The following is a 1,141-nucleotide window of genomic DNA, read 5'->3' on the forward strand; positions in this document are numbered from 1 at the left end:
GGCGAGGAGGGTGCGGGGGCGGCCGGTGCCGGGGTGGACGGCGGCGATCCGGACGGCGTCCGCCTGGTACGCGGTCAGCAGCAGGATCTCGCCGGAGGTCGGGTGGATGCCGAGGAGGCGGGTGTCCGGGGCGTCGTCGAGGGGGAGGTCGAGGAGCGGCCGCCAGTCGTGACCGTCCGCGGTGGTGAGGAGGCGGAGGGTGCCGTCGGGGAGGCCCACCAGGCAGGCACGGCAGGCGAGTTGGGCGTCGAAGGCCCAGTCGCGCGTGCCGTCCGGGCAGTGGGCGAGTTGCCGGGCGGGGGCGTGGTCCAGGGGGAGGTACCAGGGGTGGAGCGCGCGGTCGCCTCGGCGGCGGACGGCCGTGACCATGGCGTGCGGATGCGTGGGCGAGGTCCAGATTCCGCGTACCTGGAGGGTGTGCTCGGGGGCTAGGGGCAGGAGGGTGCCGTCCGCGAGTCGCAGGGCGTGTGGAGTGAAGCGCTCACGGCCGCTCGCCTCCGTGATGAGCAGCAAGTGGGCGTTGTCCGGGGCCCATTGGAGGGCGTGGACGGAACCGGGGGGCAGTGGGTGCAGGACGTGTACGTCACCGGTCGCGGGCTCGGTGACTGTGACCGCGCCGTCCGTGTCGACGTACGCCACGGAGCGCCCGTCCGGGGAGAGGGTGGGGGAGGTCATGCCTACCGCCTAAGAGCTCGGGGGGTGCTGTTTCGGGGCGGCTGCGGCTGCGTCGTGGCTGGTCGCGCAGTTCCCCGCGCCCCTTCGTAACTCGGGCCCCGTTTCAAGGACACCGGAAACTGCGTCCGCGCCACTTCGAAACACAGGCCCAGCTTCAGAGGCGCCGGGGACTGCGCACGCGCTGCTTCGTGACTCGGGCCCAGTTTCAAGGACACCGGGAACTACGTCCGCGCCGCTTCGAAACACAGGCCCAGCTTCAGAGGCGCCGGGGACTGCGCACGCGCTGCTTCGTGACTCGGGCCCAGTTCCAGGGACGCCGGGGACTGCGCACGGGCTCCCTCGTAACTCGGGCCCAGTTTCAGGGGCGCGGGGAACTGCGCGACCAGCCACGGACCGCCCGCAGCCGCCCCGAAACAGCATCCCCCGAGCTCCTGGGCGAACACGGCAATCCGGCGTACTCATACCC

The 1,141-nt window shown here is 72.3% G+C and carries 1 protein-coding gene; it reads right to left on the reverse strand.

The features are described from left to right. A partial coding sequence (locus tag ACNFOC_RS54595; protein WP_416966343.1) for a WD40 repeat domain-containing protein occupies window positions 1-675 on the reverse strand: 675 nt, incomplete at its 3' end. Window positions 676-1,141: the final 466 nt, after the last annotated feature.

The organism is Streptomyces colwelliae, from assembly GCF_048158785.1.
In the GTDB taxonomy this organism is placed as follows: Bacteria; Actinomycetota; Actinomycetes; order Streptomycetales; family Streptomycetaceae; genus Streptomyces.